General features: G+C 73.2%; 8 protein-coding genes. All 8 read left to right on the top strand.

Features of this window, described 5'->3' with window-relative positions:
* Window positions 1-39 precede the first annotated feature (39 nt).
* The 8 genes from ACWCRD_RS42430 to ACWCRD_RS42395 all read left to right on the top strand — a co-directional run bounded on the left by ACWCRD_RS42430 (window position 40) and on the right by ACWCRD_RS42395 (window position 22,589).
* A complete protein-coding gene (locus ACWCRD_RS42430; RefSeq protein WP_450971017.1) occupies window positions 40-618 on the top strand; it encodes a TetR/AcrR family transcriptional regulator in 579 nt (192 codons plus the stop codon).
* A gap of 16 nt (window positions 619-634) precedes the next feature.
* Window positions 635-1,819: an SGNH/GDSL hydrolase family protein gene (locus tag ACWCRD_RS42425; RefSeq protein ID WP_450971016.1), complete on the top strand. Its 1,185-nt coding sequence runs from the start codon at window positions 635-637 to the stop codon at window positions 1,817-1,819.
* Window positions 1,820-1,931: 112 nt separating this feature from the next.
* Complete coding sequence (locus ACWCRD_RS42420; protein ID WP_450971027.1) at window positions 1,932-3,452, top strand: helix-turn-helix domain-containing protein; 1,521 nt, start codon at window positions 1,932-1,934, stop codon at window positions 3,450-3,452.
* 631 nt (window positions 3,453-4,083) lie between these two features.
* Window positions 4,084-5,433 carry a transaminase gene (locus ACWCRD_RS42415; RefSeq protein ID WP_450971015.1) on the top strand — a complete coding sequence of 450 codons (1,350 nt, stop codon included), beginning with the start codon at window positions 4,084-4,086 and terminating at the stop codon, window positions 5,431-5,433.
* Window positions 5,434-5,485: 52 nt separating this feature from the next.
* Window positions 5,486-5,926 carry an Lrp/AsnC family transcriptional regulator gene (locus ACWCRD_RS42410; RefSeq protein WP_450971014.1) on the top strand — a complete coding sequence of 147 codons (441 nt, stop codon included), beginning with the start codon at window positions 5,486-5,488 and terminating at the stop codon, window positions 5,924-5,926.
* 62 nt (window positions 5,927-5,988) lie between these two features.
* Window positions 5,989-6,225, top strand: a complete 237-nt coding sequence (locus ACWCRD_RS42405; RefSeq protein WP_099926203.1) for a hypothetical protein — start codon at window positions 5,989-5,991, stop codon at window positions 6,223-6,225.
* A gap of 317 nt (window positions 6,226-6,542) precedes the next feature.
* Window positions 6,543-8,273: a fatty acyl-AMP ligase gene (locus ACWCRD_RS42400; protein WP_450971013.1), complete on the top strand. Its 1,731-nt coding sequence runs from the start codon at window positions 6,543-6,545 to the stop codon at window positions 8,271-8,273.
* Between the two features lie 147 nt (window positions 8,274-8,420).
* Window positions 8,421-22,589, top strand: coding sequence for an SDR family NAD(P)-dependent oxidoreductase (locus ACWCRD_RS42395; protein ID WP_450971012.1), 14,169 nt, complete (start codon window positions 8,421-8,423; stop codon window positions 22,587-22,589).
* Window positions 22,590-22,601: the final 12 nt, after the last annotated feature.

Below are 22,601 nucleotides of genomic sequence, written 5' to 3'. Positions count from 1 at the left end.
GACTCTGGCGAACCGGCTCTGGTGAGAGAGGGGGCGGCCATGGTGCGCGTCGGGCTGACCACGGAACGTGTGGTGCGGGCAGGAGCGGAGCTGGCGGACGAGGTCGGCTTCGACCAGGTGACAGTCTCCGAGCTGGCCCGCCGCTTCGACGTCAAGGTGGCGAGCCTGTACTCGCATGTGTCCAGCTCCCAGGACCTCAAGACGCGGATCGCCCTGTTCTCCCTGGAGGAGCTCGCCGACCGGGCCGCCGACGCCCTCGCCGGCCGCGCCGGCAAGGACGCCCTGACCGCCTTCGCCAACGCCTACCGCGACTACGGCCGGGAACACCCCGGCCGCGCGGCCGCGGCCCGGCTACGGCTGGATCCCGAGACCGCGGCCGCCGGCGCGGGCGTCCGGCACGCCCGGATGACACGCGCGATCCTGCGCGGCTACGACCTGACGGAACCGGACCAGACGCACGCCGTTCGGCTGCTTGGCAGCGTCTTCCACGGCTACTCGAGTCTGGAGACGGCGGGCGGCTTCAGCCACAGCGCCCCCGACTCGCAGGAGAGCTGGACGCGGATCCTTGACGCCCTCGACGCCCTCCTGCGCAACTGGCCCACCGCCCCGACCCTTTGATCGACAGGCTGACGACATGCCCACCGAGCACGACTGGATCACCACGCCCGTCACCGCCGAACTGCTGCGCGGCGCCCTCGACATCGAGCACACCGAGCACGGCGTGCTGCCGCACCGGCTGCCCGCCTGGGCCCGCGCCCAGTGCACCGATCCGCAGCTGGCCAGCGCCGCGTCCCAGCCCTCGGGAGTACGGCTGGCGTTCCGCACACGCGCGACGGCCGTCGAACTCGACGCCCTGCCCACCAAACGCGACTACGTCGGCGCCCCGCCCCGTCCCGACGGCGTGTACGACCTCCTCGTCGACGGCCGCCCGGCCGGCCGGGGCAGTATCGCGGACGGCAACACCGTGACCATCGACATGGTCGCCGGCACGGCCGAACTGCGGCCCGGCTCCGTGGGCACCCTCCGCTTCCCCGACCTGCCCGAGGGGGAGAAGGACGTCGAGATCTGGCTCCCGCACAACGAGACCACCGAACTGGTCGCCCTGCGCACCGACGCCGCCGTGGAGCCCAGCCCGCCCAGCGGCCGCAAGGTGTGGCTGCACCACGGCAGTTCGATCAGCCACGGCTCCGACGCGGCGAGCCCCACCACCACATGGCCCGCGTTCGCCGCCTCCCTGGGCGGCGTCGACCTGATCAACCTGGGTCTGGGCGGCAGCGCCCTCCTCGACCCGTTCACCGCGCGCACCCTGCGCGACACCCCGGCCGACCTGATCAGCGTCAAGATCGGCATCAACCTGGTCAACACCGACCTGATGCGCCTGCGCGCCTTCACCCCCGCCGTCCACGGCTTCCTCGACACCATCCGCGAAGGGCACCCCACGACACCGCTGCTGGTCGTCTCGCCCATCCTGTGCCCGATACACGAGGACACGCCCGGCCCCAGCGTCCTGGACTTCACCTCCCTGAACGACGGTCAACTGCACTTCCAGGCCATGGGCGATCCCGGGGAACGAGCCAGCGGGAAACTGGCCCTGGGCGTCATCCGGGACGAGCTGACCCGTATCGTGACTCAGCGGTCGGCCGAGGACCCGAACCTCAACTACCTTGACGGCCGCGAGCTCTACGGCGAGTCCGACCACGACGAACTGCCCCTGCCCGACCAGCTCCACCCGGACGCCGACACCCATCTGCGCATCGGTGAACGCTTCGCCTCGCTGGCCTTCGCCCCGGGTGGCGCCTTCGCAGGCCACACCGCCTGAAGGGCCCTCGCCCGTCGCACGCACCCGTAGCCGCGCAACCTCCGGGCACCCGTGAGGTAACGTCCCCGACCGAAACGCCGAGGTCGTCGCGATGGACGAGGAGAAGGCCGAGATGGCAGGCCGAAAGGACGGGGCCCGCCCTGGCGAGGTGACGGGCGCCGACGATGGCCCGATGTGGGCGCAGGAACTGCTCGATCACCTGCGCCCCACGGGCCGGGACATCCGCAGGGTCGTCGCCTGGCTCGCTGAAGCCGTGCGAGGGACGGCCTGGCTGCAGGACGGCACCGGCCGGCTCCTCGCCGGAACGCCGACACCGCTGGACGAGAACCTCCTCGCGGATCTCGTATCCGGCCGGATCGCCTCCGCCGCCTGGGACGACACGGGACGTCATCTGCGGCTCGTCCGGGTGGAGCAGCCGCCGCCCGCCCCCGTCGGCGTACTGGCCGTGTCCCGCCGGGCACCCTTCGACCGCCGGAGCTCCGAGATCGTGACCCACACCGCCCAGGTGGTCGAACTCCTGCTCAGGGCCCGTGAGTCGACCACCGCCGGACGCCGTCTCCAACGCGCCACCTCCGATCTGCGCTTGGCGATCCTGCAACTGCTGATGGTCGAGGACACCGTCTCCGCCCGCCGCGTCGCCGCGGGTCTGTGGCCCGGCCTGCTCGACACCGACACCGCCTGCGTCTACGTCCTCGAGGGCTGCGCCGAGGACCGCGACCGGCTCGCCGAGGAGTGCCTGACCGCGACGGAGGAGCAGGTGCTGGTCGTGCGCTGTCCGGCCGTCGATGCGCACGTCATCGTCGTCGCTCCCGACGACACGGCCGCCGGGGAGCTGCGCTCCCTGATCGGCCGACGGCCGGACACCTTCCTCGGCGGCAGCGCCCCGCAGAGCCTCGCCCGTACCGCCACCGCCTACGGACAGGCCGTCAGCGCGCTCGCCGTCGCCCGCTTCCGGCCCGACAAGCAGGCCGTGTACGCCGAACGCACCCACCCCGAGCGTCTGATGGACCCCGCCGAGCTGCACGGCTGGACGACTCATGTGCTGCGGCCGCTGGACACCCTGGCGCACCACACCCGTGCCGAACTCCTCGCCACCACCCGGCTGGGCCTGGAGTTCACCGCCGTCAACGCCGCCAAGGTGCTCGGCGTCAGCCGCAACACCGTCCGGGCCCGCATGGAACGCGTGGAGGCACTGCTGCGGACGGACTTCTCCGACCTCGCCGCCCGCGCTGTCGTGCACCTGGCGCTCAACACCTGGGTCGGCCTGGCGACGGAACCGCACGAGACCGGCCCCGCCGCAACGGGCCACCCCCGGCTCGGCGAGCTGTTGTCCGGCCCCGCCCTGCGCACGTGGGCGAGCGACCTGCTCGCCCGTCTCGATGCCGACGCCCGCGATCTGCGCCGTACCCTGCGCACCTGGATCGCCGCCGGAGGCAACGCCGAACGCGCCGCGCAGATCCTGGGCGTGCACGCGCAGACGGTACGGGAGCACGTGCGCAGCGCGGAACCCGTCCTCGAACGCCAACTGCTCGCCGCCGGCAGCGACCTCTACGAGGTCGTCCTCGCCCATCTCGCCCTCGGCGACCTCGACCATCCCGACCTGCGCCGGGCGAACCGGGACCATCCGGACTAACCTGTGCACGGGTGAGCCGTGCGGACACCACAGCGGGCACCGACGCGGTTCACAACGGATCCACCCGGCACGTAAGTTCGACGGACCGCGGGGGCGCGACCGGAACGGGGGACCGGTCGGGCCCCCTCGCGGTTCTACGCGCGCAGCCGCACCGGCGCTTCCTGCCGGCGGACGCGATGGCCGACGGTGCCGGCCGCAACTCGTCCTCGCGGACGGCCAGTCGCCCCTCGGGGACGCGCTCGAACGCGGTCAGGGGCCCGCCCGGGCGCGCGGCGCACCGACCGACGGTGCACCCGCAGCGTCTCGTCCACGACCGCCTCCCAGCTCCTCGGGGTGCCGGAGCAGGGCGACGGCTGCATCGCCGATGGGTCTCACGGTGGTCTCGATCCCGGCGCCGATCACCGGCAACAGCGTGTACAGCGGCCCTGCTGCACGGACGCGGCACCGTGGCTCCGCGGTGACGGCCCCCGCCCGCGCCCGCATCTCGTCGGTACGCCGCGCCGGGTGGGGCTGCGCCCGGGACGCACGATTCGATCGACTCAGCAACAGATTCCGCGTCATAGTCTTGATCGATCAAGGATTTCCGTCGTATGCTCCGCTGGTTCCGTCGTGCCCAGAGTTCGGGGATTCCATGGACCGCGCCCGTTTGCAGAACCTGCTCGCCCGTGAGAAGGAGCAGGCCGCCCATCGCTGCCCGCGTTCGAGGGACGCCTACGCGCGGGCCGACCATCTCTTCGGGCGGGTGCCGATGACGTGGATGAACAAGGCGGCGGGGGCCTTCCCCCGCTACCTGGCCACCGCCCGCGGCGCCCGCGTCACGGACATCGACGGGCAGGAGTACGTCGACTTCTGCCTCGGTGACACCGGAGCGATGGCCGGTCACTCCCCGGCGGTCGTGGCCGATGCGGTCCAGCGCCGGTTCGCCGATCTGGGCGGCGCCACCGCGATGCTGCCCACCGAGGACGCCGAATGGGTCGGTGCCGAGCTGACCCGCCGCTTCGGCCTCGCCCGCTGGAGCTTCTCGCTGACGGCGACCGACGCCAACCGCTGGGCCATCCGGCTCGCCCGGGCCGTCACCGGCCGCCCCAAGATCCTGGTGAACAGTTACAGCTACCACGGCAGCGTCGACGAGTCCCTCATCGTCGTCGGCCCCGACGGCAGGGGAGTGGCCCGACCCGGAAACGTCGGCGCTCCCTGCGACGTCACGCTGACCAGCCGCGTCGCGGAATTCAACGACCTGGAACAACTGGAGCGCGAACTCGCCCACGGCGATGTGGCCGCCGTCCTGATGGAGCCGGCCCTGACCAACATCGGCATCGTCCTGCCCGACCCCGGCTACCTCGAGGGCGTCCGGGCGCTCACCCGCCGCCACGGCACCCTGCTCATCAACGACGAGACCCATACCTTCTCCGCGGGCCCGGGCGGCTGCACCGGCGCCTGGGACCTGGAGCCCGACCTGCTCACGATCGGCAAGGCCATCGGCGGCGGCATCCCGGCCGGCGCGTACGGCCTGTCCGCCGAGCTCGCGGACCGCCTCCTCGACCGCGCCGACCTCGACCTGGTCGACATGGGCGGGGTCGGAGGCACCCTGGCCGGGAACGCCCTGTCGGTCGCCGCGGTGCGCGCCACGCTGGAACACGTCCTGACCGAGGACGCCTTTGCCCGCATGGCCAAACTGTCCGAACGCTTCGAAGCGGGCGTCCGCGCGGGCATCGACGCCCATGCCCTGCCCTGGTCGGTCAGCCGTCTCGGCGCCCGTACCGAATACCGCTTCGCCTCGCCTGCCCCCCGTACCGGCACCGAGTCCGCGGCGGCCGGCGACCCCGAACTGGAGGACTTCCTCCACCTCTACCTGGCCAACCGGGGCATCCTGCTGACCCCCTTCCACAACATGGCGCTGATGTGTCCGGACACCACCGACCAGGACGTCGACCTCCACACCGAGGTCTTCGCCGCCGCGCTGGCCGACCTGGCCGGCTGAGCGGCACCGGCGGTACCGGACAGGCAGAACCGGAACAAGGAGAGCGACGCACGTGGACGACATCGACCGGGCCATCCTGCGCGAACTGCAGACCGACGGGCGTATCGCCTACGCCGACCTGGGCCCCAAGGTCGGCCTCTCGGCCTCGGCGGCCCGCCAGCGCCTGCAGCGGCTGCTGGACACCAAGGCCGTGCAGGTCGTCGGCGTCACCGACCCGATGTCCATGGGCGGGCAGGCCATGGCCCTGCTCGGCATCGGCGTGGACGGCGACCCGCGCGAGGTCGCCGACCAACTGGCCGCTCGCTCGGAGGTCGTCTACGCGGTGCTGACCTCCGGCGGCTTCGACCTGTTCGCCGAGGTGGTCACGGCGGGCCCGCGCGAACTGCTGGATTTCGTCAATGACGTCGTACGGCCGATCGAAGGGATCCGGCAGATCCAGCCGTTCCCGTACTTCGGCATCCACACGCACCGTTTCCTGTGGGACGTCGGCTGATTGCCTGGTGCGGCACGGGTACTCGGACAGCCCCGGAAGGACCACCGCTGGAGGAGGTCCGCATGACCAGCAGCACGGAGACCGGCGGCGTGACCGGTACGCCGGACAAGGACTACAACCTCATCTGGTACGTGGAGGCGTGCCTGAGCAACGCCCTGCGCCTGGAGACCTACATCCAGGACGCGGAACGCGAGAAGGACACCGAGGTGGCCGACCTGTTCCGCAAGGCCCAGGCGGACAGCCGCAAGGGCGCGGAAATCGGCAAGGGGCTGCTGCGCGGACGCCTGAACGGCGGCTGACACCGGCTTCCCGCCCTCAGGCCCGGACCCCGTGCACGCCACGGGCGGCCGGGCCTTCCGCATGTCCAACTCCCGTTTGACACCCAGCGTTTACAGAGTTCGGGTCGACGGGCCGAACAGAGTTGCTACAGTGCTACTCGCCGGTAGCAAGTCGTACGGGGCACGGGGAGCCGGCATGTCGCCACTCCCCGGACGGATGGTCGAGTCGCACAGTCCGGCAAGGGGGCCGGGCCGCTCGCGGCTGCTGTGCACATGTGTCGCGCGGCCTTCGAACTCCAGTTCCCCGCCCACCGATCCAGACAGGTGAGACTTTTCCCATGGCCCGTTCCCTGGTCGACTTACTGACCGAGCACGCCACGCAACAGCCCGACCGGACCGCATACCGCTACCTCGTCTCCGGGGACTGCGACGGAGAGATCCAGGAGATCACCTACGCGCGGCTCGCCCGCCGTTCCCGGGCCGTCGCGGCCTGGCTGCAGGAACGCGCCCTGACCGGTTCCCGGGCCATGCTGCTGCACCCGCCCGGCCTGGGGTTCATCAGCGACTACCTGGGCTGCCTGGCGGCCGGTGTCGTCGCCGTACCCGGCGTGCCTCCGCAGGGCCGGGCGGACAACCACCGGGCCCTGACCCGTATGAGGCGTCTGGTGGCCGACGCGGACGTCAAGGTGATCCTCGGCGGCCGGGACGTGGTCACCGCCCTGGCCGGCATGGCGGAGCACCTGCCCGAGCTGGCCGACATCGGCTGCCTCACCACCGAGGACATCCCCGACGAGGCCGCCGACGCCTGGCACGCCCCCGACCTCACCCCCGACTCGGTCGCCTTCCTCCAGTACACCTCCGGCTCCACCTCCGCCCCCAAGGGCGTGGCCGTCACCCACGGCAACCTGCTCGACAACGAGCGGATCATCACCGAACGGATGGGGCACACCCCGGAGGTCATCGAGGAGTACGGCCGCGAACTGATCGTCAGCTGGCTGCCCGTCTACCACGACATGGGTCTCATCGGACCGGTCCTGAACACCGTCTACCTCGGCCTCACCACCACGCTCTTCTCCCCGCTGCACTTCCTGCAGCAGCCCGACCGCTGGCTGAAGGCCATCAGCCGCTACCGCCCGCACACCAGTGGCGGACCCAACTTCGCCTACGAACTGAGCCTGAAGCACGCCACCGACGAACTTGTCGACGGCCTCGACCTGAGCTCCTGGAAGGTCGCCTTCAACGGCGCCGAACCCATACGCGCCGCCACCCTGCGCCGCTTCACCGACACCTTCGCCCCCGCGGGCTTCCGCCGAGAGGCCTTCTACCCCTGCTACGGCCTCGCCGAGGCGACCGTGATGGTCACCGGCGCCGCCGTCGATGCCCCGCCCACTCTCCTCGCCGCCCAGGACCTCGGGCCGCACACCGGCGAGGCGGACGCGGCCGCGGTCGGCTGTGGCCGTCCCGGCCCCGGCCTCACGGTGACCATCGCGGACCCGGAACAGGGCACGGAACTTCCCGAGGGACACGTCGGCGAGATCTGGGTGAGCGGAGCGAGCGTCGCCAAGGGCTACTGGCGCAACGCCCTCGCCACCCGCGAGACCTTCCGCGCCACCCTGCCCGGCCGCGAAGGCCGCTTCCTGCGCACCGGCGACCTCGGATTCCTGCGCGCCGGCGAACTCTTCGTCACCGGCCGCCTCAAGGACCTGATCGTCATCGACGGACGCAACCACTACCCGCAGGACCTGGAGCTGTCCGCCGAGATGTGCCACCCGGCCCTGCGCCCCGGCTGCACCGCCGCCTTCTCCGTCCCCGCCGGCGACGGAGCCGAAGGGGAGCAGGTCGTCCTCGTCGCCGAGGTGGCCCCGGACGCAGCGGGCGACTCGGAGAAGATCATCGACCTGATCCGCAGCGCGCTCGGCGAGGCCCACGGCCTGTCCGTACGCGAGGTGGTCCTGGTGCACCCCGGCACCATCCCCAAGACCTCCAGCGGGAAGATCCAGCGCCACGCGACCCGGACTGCCCACCTGTCCGGCTCCCTCGCGTCGGTCACCGCGGCCGCCCCGCGCTGACACCACCCGCCTGCCCGCGCCGCCCGGCGACGCAACCCCCGTACACCGCTTGCCCGTTCGGCCGCGCGTGGCTGCGTCACGCCCCGACGGCCGTATCGCTCGTACGGAAAACCCGCCGAGCCCGAGTTCACGAGGACACCTGCCCCGATGCCTGAGAACGAGTCCGCGAAGCAGCCCGCCGAGCCGTCCCTCACCACACCGCAGAGCGTGCGGGCCTGGCTCATCTCCTCGGTCGCCGAGGCGGCCGGGCTCGACCCGCTGACCGTCGACCCGCACCGGCCTATCGCGGAATTCGGCCTGGGATCACGCCAGTTGGTGACGCTGGCGGCACAGCTGTCCGAACTGATCGGTCGGCCTCTGAGCCCGTCGCTGGTCTTCGACCACCCGAGCGTCGCCGCGCTCGCCGAGGCGGTGCTCGGCGACGCGCCCGACGCGACGGGGACGGCCGGCCCCATGCGGTCCGGCCTGGCCACGCGGACTGACGAAGACATCGCGATCATCTCCATGGCGTGCCGCTTCCCGGGCGGCGCGGACGACCCGGAGGCGCTGTGGCGGCTGCTGGCCTCGGGTGAGGACGTCATCACCGAAGTACCGCCCGGCCGTTGGAACACCCAGGGGTTGTACGACCCCGACCCGGAGTCAACCGGCACGGCTTACTCACTGCGCGGCGGCTATCTGGCCGACATCGACCGTTTCGACGCGGCCTTCTTCGGGATCTCGCCGCGCGAGGCCGCGGCCATGGACCCGCAGCAGCGGCTGCTGCTGCAGACCGCCTGGGAGACCATCGAGCACGCCGGAATCGTGCCGGGCACGCTGAACGGCAGCTCGACCGGGGTCTACGTCGGCCTGTACGACAGCGGCTACCTCGCCTCCGCCTCGCTGGGGCAGCTCGACGGCCACGTCGGCACGGGCTCGGCGTCCAGTGTCGCCTCCGGACGCATCGCCTACTCCCTCGGTCTGCAGGGACCGGCGGTCACCGTCGACACCGCCTGCTCGTCCTCGCTCGTCGCCCTGCACCTGGCGGCGCGGGCGCTGGCGGGAGGCGAGTGCGACCAGGCGCTGGCGGGTGGGGCCTCGCTGCTGGTGACGCCCCGCGCGCATGTCGAGTTCAGCAGGCTGCGGGGGCTGTCGCCGTCGGGGCGCTGCAGTCCGTTCTCCGCGGATGCGGACGGGGTGGTGTGGGCCGAGGGCTGCGGTCTGGTGCTGCTCAAGCGGCTCGCGGACGCCCGCCGGGACGGCGACCGGATCCTGGCCGTGATCAAGGGTTCCGCGATCAACCAGGACGGGCGCAGCCAGGGCCTGAGCGCCCCGAACGGCCCGGCGCAGGAGCGCGTGCTGCGCGCGGCCCTGGACGCGGCCGGACTGCAGCCCGGCGACCTGGACCACGTCGAGACCCACGGCACCGGCACACCCCTGGGTGACCCCGTCGAAGTCCGGGCGCTGGCCGCCGTTTTCGGCCCCGACCGCCCCGCGGAGCGCCCCCTCGGCATCGGCTCGCTCAAGTCCAACATCGGTCACGCGCAGGCCGCGGCGGGCATCGGCGGCATCATCAAGACCGTGCTGGCGCTCCAGCACGGTGCCCTGCCCGCGACACTGCACGCCGCCACCCCGACCGGGCACGTCGACTGGCCGGACAGCGGCCTGAGCCTCGTCACCAGCCCCCGGCCGTGGACCCGCGGCGGCGAGCGGGTGCGGCGGGCCGGCGTGAGCGCGTTCGGGATCAGCGGGACGAACGCACATGTGGTCCTGGAGGAGGCGCCGCAGGACCCAGGCCGGTCCGGCGGCGACGAGCCGACGGGCCAGACCTTCTTCCCGCTCTCCGCCCGCAGCCCCGAGGCCCTGCGCGGACAGGCCGACCGCCTCCGGCTGGCGCTCGCCCGGCAAGCGCAGCTGCCGCTGTCCGTCGTAGCGTCGACACTCACCCATCACCGCACGCACTTCGAGCACCGGGCCGTCCTCCAGACGAGCAGCCGCGACGAACTGCTCGACGCCCTGCGCGGACTTGCCACAGCAGAGCCGGACCCCGAGCTGACCGTGGGCCCCCAACAGGCACTTCCGGCCGGGAAGTTGGCCTTCGTCTTCCCCGGCCAGGGCGCCCAGTGGGCGGGCATGGCCCGCGATCTGCTCGACAGCGACCCGGTGTTCGCCGACGAGCTCGACCGCTGCGACGCGGCCCTGCGCCCGTTCACCGCCTGGTCGGTCACGGCGGTCCTGCGGGGCGATGCCGCCGCGCCCTCCCTGGAGCGCGTGGATGTCGTCCAGCCGGTCCTGTTCGCCGTGATGGTGTCCCTGGCCGCCGTGTGGCGGGCGCGCGGCATACGGCCGGACGCAGTGATCGGGCACAGTCAGGGCGAGGTCGCCGCGGCCTGCGTCGCCGGGGCGCTCAGCCTCAACGACGCCGCCGCCGTGGTCGCGCTGCGCAGCCAGGCCCTGACCGAGCTGTCCGGGACCGGCACGATGGCGGTCGTCGCCCTCCCGCACACCGAGGTCGAGCCCCTCCTTGCCGCACTGGACGGGCGGGTGTCGGTCGCCGCCGTGAACAGCGGCCGCTCCACGGTGATCGCGGGAGACGTCGAACCAGTCGAGACCCTCCTGGCCGACCTCGACCGGCGGCAGGTGTTCGCCCGCCGTCTCGACGTCGACTACGCCTCCCACACTCCGCACGTGGACCCGGTCCGTGCGTCGGTCCTCGACGAACTCGACGGCGTCACCACCTGTCCGACGTCCGTCGCCTGGTACTCGACGGTCACCGGCGAACCGGTCACCGAAGAGCTGGAGGCCGGCTACTGGTACACCAACCTGCGCGAACCGGTCCGCTTCGGGCCGACCGTGCAGCGGATGGCGGACGACGGCTACCGCTGCTTCGTCGAACTGAGTCCCCACCCCTCCCTGCTCACCGCCGTCACCACCATCGGCGAGGAACACGGCCACGACCTGCTCGCCGTCGGGTCGCTGCGCCGGGACGAACCCGGACCCGCCTGCCTGGACCGCGCGGCGGCCGAACTCCACGTCCAGGGCCGCCCCATCGACTGGCGGCGCCTCGTGCCCGACACGGGCGCCGCCGACCTGCCGACGTACGCCTGGGACGCACAGCGCCACTGGACCGAACCCGGCACCACCGCAAACGGGCCCGCCCTCTTCGACCGCGCCGCCCACCCGGTCCTCGGCATCCAGCTGCAGTCGGCCGACGCTACGCGCTGGACCTTCCGCAACGAGTGGTCCCCGGCCACCGCCGCCTGGCTGCCGGACCACACCGTGTTCGGACAGACGGTGGTGTCCGGCACCACCCTGATGGAGCTGTGCCGTGCCGCGCTCGCCGTCGCCCGCCCCGACGCACGCGACGACCTGGCCGACCTGCTGCTGCTCGCGCCCCTGACCCTGCCCGTTTCCGGCACGGTCGAGGTGTCGGTCGAGGTGGACGCCTCCGCCCCCGTGCCGGAGATCACCGTGCACAGCCGCCCGCGCGGCCAGGAGGCGGCGGGCTGGGCCCTGCACGCCACCGCGTCGGCGGCCGGACCCGGCCCGGAACCGAGCATGCCTTTGCCCGTGTGGCCGCAGGCGGCCGATGAGGTGTGGGGCGAGGACACGTACGAGCGGCTCGCCGCGCTCGGGCTCGGCTACGGCCCGGCCTTCCGGGGCGTACGGTCGGTGGTCCCGACCGGCGAGGACCAGCTGCTGGCGCGGCTCGCCCTGCCACCCGTGACCGGTGATGCGGCCGAGGCGTATCCGGTTCATCCGGCGCTCCTGGATGCCGCATTGCAGGCGGCGGCAGCGTTCGACACGTCCGCGGAACGGGTGCTGCTGCCCGTGGCGGTGGGCCGCTGCGTCCTCCCCCCGGGCGGGCCCGGCGAATTGACCGCGGTGGTGCGGCGTACCGGTGGCTCCGGGACGGACCTCGTCCTGGACGTGACGCTGTGGGACGCGGACGGCATCCCGGCGGGCCGCCTGGAAGGCGTACGGCTACGGGCCGCCGACCCGTCGGACCTGCGCGTGGGCTCGGAGCACGCCCGGCACCTGTACGAAGTGGGGTGGACGCCACTGCCCGCAGCCGCCGCCACAGACGAGCGGGCGGCCTGGACGGTGATCGGTGACCGCTCGGACCCGGACGTCGAGGCGATCGTACGGGGCCTCACCGCGGCGGGAGTCGAGCTGCGCGAGTCGGGTGGCGACACCGTCGTACGGCTGTGGCCGCGCCCGGCAGCGGACGCCGAACAGGCAGCTGTGGCAGGCGAGTTGGCGGCCCAAGCCCTCACGGAGGTGCAGGAACTCATCGCCCTCCCGCCCGACGGGGCGCCCGCGCGGACCCTCTGGGTGACCCGCGGTGCGGTCGCGACCGGCGACTGCGACACCGTGCCCGGCCTGGCGCAGTCGGTGCTGTGGGGCCTGGCCCGCAGCACCCGCAGCGAGCACCCCGACCTCGGACTGGCCCTGCTCGACCTCGACGGCGACATCGACAGCGCTCATGCCGCGACCGCGATGGTCGCTGCCATCACGTATGCCGATGAACCGGAACTCGCCCTGCGGAACGGTGAGTTGCTGGCTCCGCGACTGGTGCGCGCCCGCCCGGCCGACGTGCTGCGGATCCCGGCAGGGGACTGCTACCAGCTGACCGGCATCCCGGCCGAGGTCACCCTGCGCCCGGCGGCGCGTCAGGCGCTCGGGCCCGCCCAGGTGCGGATCGAGGTGCACGCCGTCGGCCTGCATCCCACGCACATCTCCTGCGCCGGTGTGCTCGCCGAGGTCGGCCCCGAGGTGGAGGGCCTGGCGTGCGGTACGCGGGTCGTCGTCCTCCCCGAGGCCGCGCCCGGGTCCGAGCTGGTTGTGGAGGCGCGGCTGGTCGCCGTCGTTCCGGACGAACTGCCGTCCACGGTCGCGGCCGCCGTGTCCCTTCCGGCCGGGGGTGAGCGGTTGGCAGAGGCTCTGCGTGCCGCCGTCCATGCACCCGGGCATCCCCAGGTCTTCCCGATGACCGCCGCACGCGAGGCGGTACGTCGCCGGGAGGTGTCCGGCCGCTCCGTCGTCCTCGACCTCGTCGGCCACCCCGCGCCCCTGCCCACCGACGGCACGGTGCTGATCACCGGCGGTCTGGGCGCGGTCGGCCGTCAGATAGCCCGGCTGCTGGCCGAACAGGGCGTGGCCCGGCTGCTGCTGACCTCACGTAGGGGGACAGCCGACCCTCGGGCCGCCGAGGTCGTCGAGGAGCTGACCGCACTCGGTGCCGATGTCGAGGTGGCCGCCTGCGACGTCGCGGACGCGACAGCTCTGGCCGGTGTGCTCGCCGGCATCGGCGAGGCGCTGCCGTTGCGCGGTGTGGTGCACTGCGCCGGAGTCCTGGCCGACGGCGTGATCGCCGAGCTGACACCCGAACGACTCGCGCAGGTGCTGCGCCCCAAGGCCGACGGCGCAGCCCATCTGCACCGGCTGACCGCCGACCTGCCGCTGGAGCTGTTCCTGCTGATCTCGTCGGCCGCCGGTGTCCTCGGCAACGCCGGGCAGGCCAACTACGCGGCCGCCAACGTCTTCCTCGACCAACTGGCCCACCACCGCAGGGCTCTCGGCCTGCCCGCCGTCTCGATCTCCTTCGGTGCCTGGGCCGGCGAGGGCCTTGCCGCCGAACACGCCGACCTGGAGCGGATGGCCCGCATGGGCCACCGCGCCCTCACCCCCGAGCAGGGCCGCGCCCTCGTGGAACTCGCCCTGCGCCGCGGCACACCACACCTGATCGCCTGGCACCTGGACCTGCCCCGCCTGCGCGACAACGCGGCGGCCACCGGCGCTCTGTGGACCTCCCTGTTGTCCTCGCCGCACCACGACCGGCAGACCGGCCGCGGACTGGCGGACCGTCTGGCCCGGCTGACGGACACCGAACGTGCCGCCCGGGTCCTGGAGCTGGTGTGCGAGGAAGCCGCCCACGCCCTGGGCCTGCCCTCGCCCCGGTCCGTCCGCCCCGACCAGCCGCTGCGGGACCTGGGCATGGACTCGGTGACGGCCGTCGACCTGCGCAACCGCCTAGGCACCCGCATCGGCGTCCGGCTGCCCGCCACCCTGCTCTTCGACCACCCCACTCCCGCCCGCCTCGCCGATCACCTGCTGGCCACCGCGCTCGCGCCGGTCGGCGGGAAGCTCCGCCCCACCGTGCCGGACGGACAGCAGGCCCGCACGACGGCGGTCGCGTCCGACGAGCCCGTGGCCGTCATCGCGACGGCCTGCCGCCTGCCGGGCGCGGTCGCCTCCCCGCAGGAGCTGTGGCGGCTGGTTGCGGAGGGCCGTGATGCGGTGGGCCCGTTCCCGGCCGGGCGCTGGGACGTGGAGTCCCTCTACGACCCCGACCCGGAGGCACCGGGCAAGTCGTACGCCCGCGAAGGCGGCTTCCTCGAGGACATCGACTCCTTCGACGCGGCGTTCTTCGGCATCACACCGAAGGAGGCCGCGGCCATGGACCCGCAGCAGCGGCTGCTGCTGGAGACGGCCTGGGAGTCCGTGGAACGCGCCGGGATCGTGCCCGCCGAACTGGCGGGCAGCACCACCGGCGTGTACGTCGGCATGTTCTCCGGCGACTATCTGGCCGGGGCGCGGCTCGACGAGCTGGACGGCTATGTCGGCACCGGCTCGGCCCTGAGCGTGGCCTCGGGCCGGCTCGCCTACACGCTCGGGCTGAACGGCCCGGCCCTGACGGTGGACACGGCCTGCTCGTCCTCCCTGGTGGCGGTGCACCTGGCGGCGCAGGCGCTGCGCTCCGGCGAGTGCGACCTGGCCCTGGCGGGCGGGGCGACGCTCATGGTCACCCCGCAGACCTTCGTGGAGTTCAGCCGCCTGCGCGGTCTGTCCCCGACCGGCCGCTGCCGCTCCTTCTCGGACGCCGCCGACGGCGCGGTCTGGGCCGAGGGCGCGGGCATGGTCGTCCTGAAGCGGCTGAGCGACGCCCGCCGCGACGGGGACGAGGTGCTGGCCGTACTGCGCGGCACCGCGGTGAACCAGGACGGCCGCAGCCAAGGGCTGTCCGCACCGAACGGTCCGGCGCAGGAACAGGTGATCCGGCGGGCCCTGGAGCTGTCCGGACTGGCCCCGGCCGACATCGACTACGTGGAGGCCCACGGGACCGGCACGACGCTCGGCGACCCGATCGAGGCGAACGCCCTCGCGGAGGTCTTCGGCGCCTCGCGCCCCGCCGGCCGGCCGCTGTACCTGGGCTCGCTCAAGTCCAACATCGGCCATGCGCAGGCGGCTTCGGGTGTGGCCGGGCTGATCAAGGTGATCCAGTCGCTGCGGCACGGGATGCTGCCCCGCACGCTGCATGCCGACACCCCCAGCCGCCATGTGGACTGGGCCGACAGCGGGCTGCACGTACTGCGGGAGGCGGTGGCCTGGCCGGCGGGCGGACGGCTGCGGCGTGCCGGAGTGAGCGCCTTCGGCATCAGCGGAACCAACGCACACGTGATCGTGGAGGAGGCGCCACCGGTCGGACCGCCCGCTCCCAAGGATCAACCCGCGCCGTCCAAGCGGCTGTTCGTGCTGTCGGCGCGCACCGAGGAGGCGGTACGCGGCCAGGCCGCACGGCTGGCCGAGCACCTGAGCGGTGACCTGGCGCTGCCGGACGTGGCCCACACCCTGGCCAGGCACCGCAGCCACTTCGAGCGACGCACCGCGCTGGTGGCAGCTGACCGGGACGAACTGCTGGCAGAGCTGGAGGAGTTGGCGGGGGCACGACGGCCCGTGGCGGCGCGTCGCGAGGAGCCGTCCGGAAAGGTGGCCTTCGTCTTCGCCGGGCACGGCGGTCAATGGCCCGGTATGGGCGTGCAGTTGATGGCCGACTCGGATGCCTTCCGCGAGGAGCTGGCCCGGGTGGACGAGGCGGTCCGCCGGCAGGCGGGCTGGTCGGTCCTGGACGTCCTGCGCGCGCCGGAAGCGCTCGCCCCGCTGGGCCGGACCGAGTACCTGCAGCCGACCCTGTTCGCCGTGAACGCGGCGCTGGCCGCCGCCTGGCGCGCACTCGGTGTCGCCCCGGACGCCGTGGTCGGACACAGCCTGGGCGAGATCGCCGCCGCCTACAGCGCGGGCGCCCTGACACTCGAAGCTGCCGTCGCGGTGGTGTGCGGGCGCGCCCAGGCGGCCGTACCGCTGGTCGGCAAGGGCGGCATGCTCGCCCTGGAGCTCCCGAGCACCCGGGCGGAGGAACTGCTGGAGCCGTATGCGGGGCGGCTGTTCGTCGCGGCGGTCAACAGCGGGCAGTCCACGGCCGTGTCCGGTGAAGCGGACGCCCTGAGCGAGCTGCGCGCTCAGTGCGAGGAACTGCAGATCTCCGCCCGGCGGCTGTCCACCCCGTTCGCCTCGCACACCCCCCTGATGGCAGCGCTGCGCGACGAACTGCACGACCGCATCCACACCGTCCGGGGCACGCCGGCCGGAACGCCGCTGTACTCGACCGTGACGGCGCAGCCCGTGCCGGGAGACCGGCTGGATGCCGGGTACTGGTACCGCAACCTCAGTGAGCCGGTCCGCTTCGGCGACACGATCCGGCGGATGCTGGACGACGGGTACCGGTACTTCGTCGAGCTCAGCCCGCACCCCTCGCTCGGCTCCGCCATCGAGTCGGTCGCCGCCGAGGCCGGAGTCGACGCCGTGAGCGTCGGCTCGCTCCGCCGCGAGGAGGGCACTCTCGACGACCTGCTGCGCAGGCTGGGGGAGCTGTACACGGCCGGGCACAGCCCCGACTGGCAGGCACTCTTCCAGGCCGGCCGCCGCGTCGAGCTGCCCACCTACGCCTTCGCCCGCGAACGCCACTGGCGTACACCGGCCTCCTCGACGGGCGGCCTCTCACCGTTGCTGGGCGCGCACATCGAGGCCAGCGACGAGGCGGACCGCCACATCTTCCAGACCGAGATCGCTCTGCGCGACGGCCGCTTCGCCTATCTCACCGACCACCGCGTCACCGGCGAGATCTGGCTGCCCGCCGCGGCCTTCCTGGACATGGCGATCGAGGCCGCATCAGCCGTGCAGGGCGGCGGCGAAGTGGCGCTGGCCGACGTCCGGTTCGACCAGCCGCTGCGTCTGGACGCACAGCGACCGGTGCGGCTGCAACTGGTCCTGCGGCCCGCCGAGGACGGCGCGCGTCACTTCACCATCGCCTCGGCCGCGGCGTCCGCGCGCTGGGAGCGGCATGTCACCGGGCGCGTCATCGCGGTGGGCGGCGACCAAGCGCCGGACGAGAGCGAATCATCGGCTGCCCTCCGCGAACAGTGCGGCCAGGAGGCCGACCTGTCCGCCGTCTACGCCCAACTCGCCGGCCTCGGCATCGACTACGGGCCGGCCTTCCGCGGTCTGGAGCAGGGCGGTTCCGGGGACTCGGCCGCGTGGGGAAGGCTTGCCCCGCGGCCCGCCGCCGGCCATCTGCTGCACCCGGCCGTCCTCGACGCCGCCTTCCACACGGCCGCCCTGCCGCACGACACACCCCCAGGCCGGGCCTTCGTCCCCGCCGGAGCCGGACGGCTGCACTTCACCGGACGCGGGACGACTCCCGTATGGACGACGTGCCGACTGCGCTCCGTGGACGGCGACCGAGCAACCCTCGACCTGCGACTGTACGACGAGGACGAGCAACTCCTCCTCGCCGTCGAGGAGTTCGAGCTCGCCGCGCTCTCCCCACTGGACGGCGCACTGTTCGAGACCCGCTGGCATCCGCGCCCGACCGCCAAACAGGCGCCCGCCCGGGGCAGTTGGCTGATCCTCGCCGACGACACGGGCGTCGCCGCCGCACTCGCCGACCGGCTCGACGCCGCTGCGGTGCCCCATGTGATCGCCCGCAGGGGCGCGGCGTACGACGTCCAGGGCCCCGGCCGGTACGTGCTCGACCCGGCCGATCCGGAGCACCTGACCCGCCTGTTCGAGGACGCTTTCACCGACACGGCACCCGAGCGCATCGTGCAGCTGTCCGCGCTCGACGCCTTGGCGATCGGCGATGCGCACGCCGCGCGGGAGGCGGCGCGGCTGTGCTGCCTGAGCACCCTGCACCTGGTACGGACGCTCACCGACCGGGCGCAGGGCCCGGCGCCCCGCCTGTTCACGGTCGTCCGCGGCAGCCAGGCCGCCGGCGACAGCACCCGGGTGACCCGCCCCGAACAGGCCCTGGCCTGGGGCTTCGGGCTCGCCCTCGCCCAGGAGCACCCGGAGCTGAGGACCACCTTGATCGACCTGCCGCCCACGGACGGCGTGGACGCCCTGTGGACGCAATTGCGGTACGCCGACGACGAACGCCTCCTCGCGCTGCGCGGGGCGGACCGCATGGTGCCGCGTCTGGCCCGCACCCGTCCGGACGACGGCACCCGTGAGGGCGCCAACCCGGACGGCGTCCATCTGATCACCGGCGGTCTGGGCGGCCTCGGCCAAGTCGTCGCCGAGCGGCTGGCACGGCGCGGCGCCCGCAAGCTGGCCCTACTGGGCCGCAGCGCGCCGACCCCCCAAGCGGCGGTCTGGATCCAGGGCCTGGAAGAGCGCGGGGTCACCGTGCACGTCGTCCGTGCCGACGTGGCCGACCGCGCCGGCCTGACGGCTGCTCTGGACGCCGTACGACGGGAAGCCGGACCGATCACCACGGTCGTCCACACCGCGGGCGTCCTGGACGACGCCACGGTGGCGAACCTGAGCGACGAGCGCGTCCTGAACGTCCTGGCACCGAAGGTGCTCGGCACCACCCTGCTCACCGAACTCGTCCCAGAGGCCGAGAACCTCGTCCTGTTCGCCTCCGCGGCCGGACTGCTCGGCTCGGCCGGCCAGAGCCCCTACTCGGCGGCCAACGCCTTCCTCGACGCCTGGGCCCACCACCTCTCCCTCGCCGGGAGGCGCGCGCTCAGCCTGGACTGGGGCGCGTGGACCGGCGTCGGCATGGTCGCCGCCGACGCCACCCGGGGCGCCGAAACCAGCCGCTCGGGCCTCGTCGCCTTCACCCCCGCCGAGGGCGGCGAAATGTTCGACCGTGTCCTGGCCACCGAACGCCGCCAGCTCGCCCCCCTCGCCCTGGACTGGGAAGTGCTCGCCCTCGACCCCGACGCCGCACGTACCCGCCCCCTCCTGGCCGACCTGGCCACCGTCCCCACGGGCCCGCAAGGCTCCGACGACGTGGTCCAGCAGGTGTTCGCGGCGACCACGCACGAACAGCGCACGGATCGGCTCGAGGCATATGTGCGCGCCAGGGTCGGCCAGGTCTCCGGCGGCGCCGTCGACGCCTTGGCCACCACGGCCCTGAAAGAACTGGGCCTGGACTCCCTCATGCTGGTGCGGCTGCGCAACGCCTTCGCCCGCGAGCTGGGCGTCGAACTACCGTCCACCGCTCTCTTCTCGGCCACCGACATCCGAGGCCTCGCCCAGGCCCTGGCCGCAGCCCTGCCCGAACGCAGCACAGCGGCACCCCAGCCCGAAGCGGCCACCGAGGTGCCGGACAACGAACTACGCCCGGCCACCCGTGACGTCGTACGCCTGCTGCGCAGCGCCCGCCCGGACATGCCGGCGGCGGCCCATGCCGTCGGCCTCGCCGTACGGCTCACCCACGCGACCACCCGTGCCACGCTGACCGGCATCCTCACCCGCCTGGCCGCCCGGCACGCAGCCCTGCGCACCGCGATCGTCACCGGCAGCGAGGGAGGCAGGCAGCTGCGGGTGGAGCGGGAGCCCGCACAGCCCCTGCTGCGTTGGACGGCCGTACCCGCAGCCGAGGAACTCGACGCAGCCGACCGGCTGCGCGGGCTGCTCGAGCCGCCGTTCGACCTCCCACAGCCCCCGCTGTGGCGCTTCGAACTCCTCGACGGCGATGAGCGCGGCCAGATCCTGCTCTACGGCGCCCACCACGCGGTCAGCGACCTGCAGTCCCTGCTGCTGGTGGCCGCCGAGATCGACACCGAACTGTCCGGCACCGCCCTCACGGGCACGGTGACCAACCGTGACCTGGACCTGTTGATCGAGGCACAGCAGCCGGGGGAGGGCCCCGGAACGGGTGCGGACGAGTGGCGCGAGGCCTTCCACGGCAGCGAGCGCCTCGACCTTACGCTCACTCACCCGCGTCCAGCCGCACGCTCCTACCGGGCCGGCAGCGTGAGCGTGGCGATCCCCGAAGGCCTCATGCAACAGGTGTCGGCGGCCGCGAGCAGTCTCGCCGTCACACCCGCCGCCTTCTGCCTAGGCGCCCTGACCGTGCTGCTGGCCAGGCTGCGGCAACGGGAACGCTTCGTCCTCGCCGTGCCGGTCGACACCCGTATCCACGCCGACGCGTTCGACGCGCTGGGCTTCTTCGGCGTACCGGTGCCCTTCCCCGCCGAGGCGAGGGCGCAGGAGCGGATCGAGGACGTGCTGCGCCGCACCGACAGCCGCCTGGAGAAGATCCTCACGAAGGGCGCGATGTTCTCGGACGTCCTGCCGGTACTGGCCAAGCAGGGCCTGTACCGGCCCGACGCGCCGCTGGTGGAGGTGTACTTCAACTACGTCCGAGCCGCGGGCAGCCTCACGGGCCTGGACGTGCTGCCGGTGGGAACCGGCTACTCCGACCTCGACCTCATGATCACCGTGACGCCGGAGGCCGGCCGCATCCGGCTCGACCACAACCTCGACATCCTCGACACGGCCACGGCCGCCGGGCTGGGGGAGGAGCTCGTGCGGCTGCTCGCACAGACGGCCGAGGACGCCTCGGGGCCGGTGGGTACGACTCCTGCCGTCGGCGAAGAGGCTCCCGCGGGCCGCGCTCCGCGCCCCGCGCTCGCCCTCGCCGCCACCTTCGCCCTCGGCCACCTGCCCCAGATGTGCGAGGCGGCCCTCAACGACGGGGCGCCGGACGGCACGGCGACGGCCATCGCGGAAGCCCCGTACCACCACGTGCTGGCGAGCCTGCGGGATCCTTCCGGTGTCTTCGCCGACCCGGCGACGGCAGTGAGCGTGGTGCTGCTGCGCGCGGCCGACGTGGAGCGGTTCGGGCCGGTGGACGACGCGCTGCTCGCCGAGCTGCGCACCGCCTACCCTGCCGCCCTGCGGGCCCTGGCCGAGCGCATCCGTAAACCGATGATCGTCGGCTTCCTGCCCGCCGCACACACCCCGGAGCGCCTGCGGCGCTGGGAACGGGAACTCGCCGCAGAGCTGGCCGAGTTGCCCGCAACAGCCGTACTCGGCCCCGACGACTGGGCCGGCCGGCACACCGTCGAGGAACGCTTCGACGAACGCACCGAGCGCCTTGCCCACCTCCCCTTCACCCCCCGGTTCCAGGCGGCCGTCGCCCTACGCCTCGCCGAGGTCGTGCAGGCCGTGCGCCGCCCCGCCCCGAAGGTCATCGCGGTGGACGGCGACGAGACCCTGTGGGGTGGGGTGGCCGGGGAGATCGGCCCCGGGGCGGTGGACCTGACCGGTCCCCGGGCCCTGCTGGCACGCAGGCTGCTCGAATGGCGTGCGGCCGGCGCGCTGCTGGTGCTGGTCAGCAACAACGACGAAGAGACGGTGCGCGCGGTCCTGGACCGCCCGGACAGCCTGCTGAAGCCGGAACACTTCAGCGTGCTCTCCGCGGCCTGGGGCCTCAAGCCGGACCGCCTCGCAGAGGCCGCGCATACGCTCAACCTCGGCCTGGACAGCTTCCTGTTCCTCGACGACAACCCGGCCGAGATCGCCAAGGTCCGCTCGGCGCTGCCGCAGGTGCTCTCGGTCACCTGCCCGCCGACCCCCGAACTCGAGGCCTTCCTGAGCCGGTTGTGGCCGCTGGTGCCTTTCGCGGCGACCTCCGAGGACGCACTGCGCGCCCGCTTCTACGAACAGGAACGGCAGCGGGACACCGCCCGCGAGCAGGCCGGCTTCGAGGAGTTCCTGGCCGGGCTGCAACTGGAGGTCGACATCCGGCCCCTGACCGCCACCGACGTCCCGCGGGCCGAGCAACTGGTGCGCCGCACCAACCAGTTCACCCTCCACCCGCGCTCCCACGACGGCCTCGACGTCGCCCGCTGGCGCGAGCACGGCGAGGTGTGGACCGCGGCAGCCCGGGACCGGTTCGGCGACTACGGCCAGATCGCCCTCCTCGCCCTGCGTGCGGACGGCGACCGACTGGACGTACCGGCCTGGCTGATGAGCTGCCGCGCCCTCGGCCGGGGCGTCGAGGAACGCCTGCTGCAGTGGCTGGCCGACCGCGCCGAGGAGCTCGGCTGCACCAAGGTCCGGCTGACCGCGCAGCGCACCGAACGCAACACACCCGCGCGCCGGCTGCTGGCCGCCCTGGGCGGGGGAGCGCAGGACGACGAGCGCCTGGAGTGCGTGGTCACGCCCGAACACGTGCGGGCGTTCCGCTCCTGGCAGCAGTGACCGGTGACGAAG

Source organism: Streptomyces sp. NPDC002092 (assembly GCF_053593775.1).
Note: the sequence above shows the minus strand (reverse complement) of the source record. Positions and strands in the feature narration are given on the sequence as shown.

Bases quoted from the DNA above. Each gene is read 5' to 3' on its own strand.
- ACWCRD_RS42420 (WP_450971027.1), top strand. From the start codon at position 1,932: ATGGCAGGCCGAAAGGACGGGGCCCGCCCTGGCGAGGTGACGGGCGCC.
- ACWCRD_RS42400 (WP_450971013.1), top strand. From the start codon at position 6,543: ATGGCCCGTTCCCTGGTCGACTTACTGACCGAGCACGCCACGCAACAG.
- ACWCRD_RS42425 (WP_450971016.1), top strand. From the start codon at position 635: ATGCCCACCGAGCACGACTGGATCACCACGCCCGTCACCGCCGAACTG.
- ACWCRD_RS42405 (WP_099926203.1), top strand. From the start codon at position 5,989: ATGACCAGCAGCACGGAGACCGGCGGCGTGACCGGTACGCCGGACAAG.
- ACWCRD_RS42430 (WP_450971017.1), top strand. From the start codon at position 40: ATGGTGCGCGTCGGGCTGACCACGGAACGTGTGGTGCGGGCAGGAGCG.
- ACWCRD_RS42395 (WP_450971012.1), top strand. From the start codon at position 8,421: ATGCCTGAGAACGAGTCCGCGAAGCAGCCCGCCGAGCCGTCCCTCACC.
- ACWCRD_RS42415 (WP_450971015.1), top strand. From the start codon at position 4,084: ATGGACCGCGCCCGTTTGCAGAACCTGCTCGCCCGTGAGAAGGAGCAG.